At 65.1% G+C, this 2,748-nt stretch carries 4 protein-coding genes; 3 read left to right on the plus strand and 1 reads right to left on the minus strand.

What is annotated here, in order from left to right; translation table 11 throughout:
• A partial coding sequence (locus JNK68_00595) for a glycogen debranching enzyme GlgX (protein ID MBL8538844.1) occupies positions 1–364 on the minus strand: 364 nt, incomplete at its 3' end.
• A gap of 318 nt (positions 365–682) precedes the next feature.
• Here JNK68_00595 and JNK68_00600 point away from each other — a divergent pair.
• The 3 genes from JNK68_00600 to JNK68_00610 form a co-directional block, all read left to right on the plus strand.
• The gene (locus JNK68_00600; GenBank protein MBL8538845.1) at positions 683–1,978 is read left to right on the plus strand and encodes an MFS transporter; all 1,296 of its coding nucleotides are present in this window, start codon (positions 683–685) and stop codon (positions 1,976–1,978) included.
• A gap of 64 nt (positions 1,979–2,042) precedes the next feature.
• Positions 2,043–2,528, plus strand: coding sequence for a type VI secretion system tube protein Hcp (locus tag JNK68_00605; protein ID MBL8538846.1), 486 nt, complete (start codon positions 2,043–2,045; stop codon positions 2,526–2,528).
• A partial coding sequence (locus JNK68_00610) for a hypothetical protein (protein ID MBL8538847.1) occupies positions 2,525–2,748 on the plus strand: 224 nt, incomplete at its 3' end. The genes JNK68_00605 and JNK68_00610, both read left to right, overlap by 4 nt.

Below are 2,748 nucleotides of genomic sequence, written 5' to 3' on the forward strand. Positions count from 1 at the left end.
CGCTCCACTGGATCTCGCCGACGAGCGCTTTGGCGTACGGATCGATCAGCAGCTTGTGCGGATTGAAGCGATGACCCTGCTCGGGCGCATACCGCCCGTGCACCCGGTAGCCGTAGAGCGTCCCCGGCCGGGCCTGCGGCAAATAGCAATGCCAGACGCCGTTGGTACAGGACTCGACCTCGATGCGCTGCACTTCGTGACGGCCGCTCACATCGAAAATGCACAGTTCCACCCTTTGCGCGTGCGCCGAGAAGAGCGCGAAGTTGACCCCTGCGCCGTCCCAGGTCGCCCCGAGCGGAGCGGGTGCACCGGGCAGTACTTCCGTGACGAGCGGTTTGTGTGTTGAGCGGGAGGAATGTGGCACGCGGCTTGTGCAGAAGAAGCTGGGACTGATGCAAATTCCCGCAACGGGGAAGTGCTGCAGACTCGATGTGCGTGACGCGGTGCGTGCGGTTACGCGGTGATCGTGACAAGCAATTCGTCGACGATCGAGTGAGTGTGCGGAACTAAGGATAGCGAAGAAAGGAAGTGAGGGGCAATCGGAAAGCGCCCAATCTTCCTTCGCGCGTGCACAGCGACAGGTGCGCCATCTGTGTTGCGCGGCACGCACTGGCGACGGCGGCTGACTGCGGTTCACTTCGGCGCGTCCCGCTAGAATGCGCTTCCTGAATCGGAGAACGCGATGCACGGACTTCTCAAGCGCATTGTCAGCGTCGAGCGCGACGAAGTCGCCGCGCTTCTCTGGTCCTACGCGTACTTCTTCTGCCTGCTCTGCGGCTACTACATCCTGCGGCCGGTGCGCGACGAGATGGGGATCCAGGCCGGCGTCGACCAGTTGCAGTGGCTTTTCACGGCGACCTTCGTCGTCATGCTCGCTGCGGTGCCGGTCTTCGGCTGGTTGACCGCGCGACTGCCGCGGCGCCGACTGCTGCCGATGGTGTACGTGTTCTTCGCGCTCAATCTGCTCGGCTTCTGGAGCGCACTGCGCGGCGGCGTGGAGACGGACGTCGTGGCGATGATGTTCTTCGTCTGGGCGAGCGTGTTCAACCTCTTCGTCGTGTCGGTGTTCTGGAGTTTCATGGCGGACCTTTACACCACCGATCAGGCGAAGCGGCTCTATGGTTTCATCGCCGCCGGCGGCACGACGGGTGCGATCGCAGGACCGTTCGTGACGGCGTCGCTGGCGACGGTGCTGGGGCCGACGAATCTGCTGATCGTGTCGGCAGGCTTTCTGATGCTCGCCGTCGTCTGCATCCGGCGGCTGGGGGTGTGGGCGCACGATCACGAGACGACGCGGCAGGCAGCGGAGGGTGAGCCCGTCGGCGGCAGCATCTGGGCCGGGCTCACCACGGTGCTGCGCTCGCCCTATCTCATCGCCATGTGTGCCTATCTCGTGTGCTACACGGTGCTCTCCACGCTGCTCTATTTCCAGCAGGCGCATCTCGTGAAGGAAGCGATTGCCGACTCCGCACAGCGCACCGCGCTTTTCGCGAAGCTCGATCTCACCGTGAACCTGCTCACGCTCGCGTTTCAGGTCTTCGTCTTCGGACGGCTCTCGAAGGCGGTGAGCACGACGGTCATGCTCGTGCTGATGCCGGTGGTGTCCTGCGCGGGCTTCTTCGTGCTCGGCACCTGGCCGTTTCTCGCGGTGCTGATCGTGTTCGGCGTCATGCGCCGCGCGGGCGAGTTTGCGCTCTCGAAACCGACGCGCGAGACACTCTTCAACATTCTGTCGCGCGAAGAGAAATACAAGTCGAAGAACTTCATCGACACCGTCGTCTACCGTGCAGGAGACACGCTCTCCGGCTGGGTCTCGACGGGCCTGCGCGCTGCCGGCATGTCCATTGCCGGGGTGTCGTACGCCGCAGTGCTCATCGCAGCGGCATGGGTTTGCGTGGCGCTCTATCTCGGACGGAAACATGCTGTACTCCAGCGCGAGCGGGCACCTGGGGCAGGCGGGAGGGTGGTGCGGACGTAGCGCGCAGTCGCCCCTTGCGGGTGCATAATCGCGACGGCGGGCGCGCCGCCGGAGGGGAGGGGCAATGTCCACGAACATGTTCATTCGCATCGGCGACATCAAGGGGGAATCTCACGACAATCGGCACGAGGACGAGATCGAGGTCGTGTCCTGGACGTGGGGCCTGACCAACTCGGCCACCGGATCGCAGGGCGGACGCGGCGGCAGCGGACGCGCCGCGGTGCGGGATCTCGCCTTCACGCATGCCATCGATCGGGCATCGCCGAGTCTCATGCTCGCGTGTGCGACGGCGCAGCGCTTCCCGGACGCGAGGCTGACGGTGCGCCGCCCGGACGCGACGACGACCGACGAGTTCCTGGTCATCACGCTGCAGGACGTCCGCGTAACCAGTGTGGACGCGTCAACGACTGAAGCCGTTGGCGGGCTCGTCGAGCAGGTGACGCTGGCATTCACGCAGGTCGATTACGAGTACCGGCGCCAACTGCCGGACGGTTCCCTCGACACCGGGGTCCACTTCAGATGGGATCTCGAAAGGACCCGCCCGCGATGAGCACGGGTGAAGGAGGCTTCTCGCGGCGCGCGACACTCAAGCTGCTCGCCGCAGGCAGCCTGCTTGCGGCCGGTGGCGCCAACTCGGCACGCGGCGAATCGACTCCGCTTCTCAAGCGCGCGATTCCGCGCAGCGGCGAATTGTTGCCGGCGGTGGGATTGGGCACTTACCGCACGTTCGACGTCGGCACGTCGCGCGAGGAGCGGGCGCCGCTCACCGA

Source organism: Betaproteobacteria bacterium, from assembly GCA_016791345.1.
Classification (GTDB): domain Bacteria; phylum Pseudomonadota; class Gammaproteobacteria; order Burkholderiales; family JAEUMW01; genus JAEUMW01.

Bases quoted from the DNA above. Each gene is read 5' to 3' on its own strand.
- JNK68_00600 (MBL8538845.1), top strand. From the start codon at position 683: ATGCACGGACTTCTCAAGCGCATTGTCAGCGTCGAGCGCGACGAAGTC.
- JNK68_00605 (MBL8538846.1), top strand. From the start codon at position 2,043: ATGTCCACGAACATGTTCATTCGCATCGGCGACATCAAGGGGGAATCT.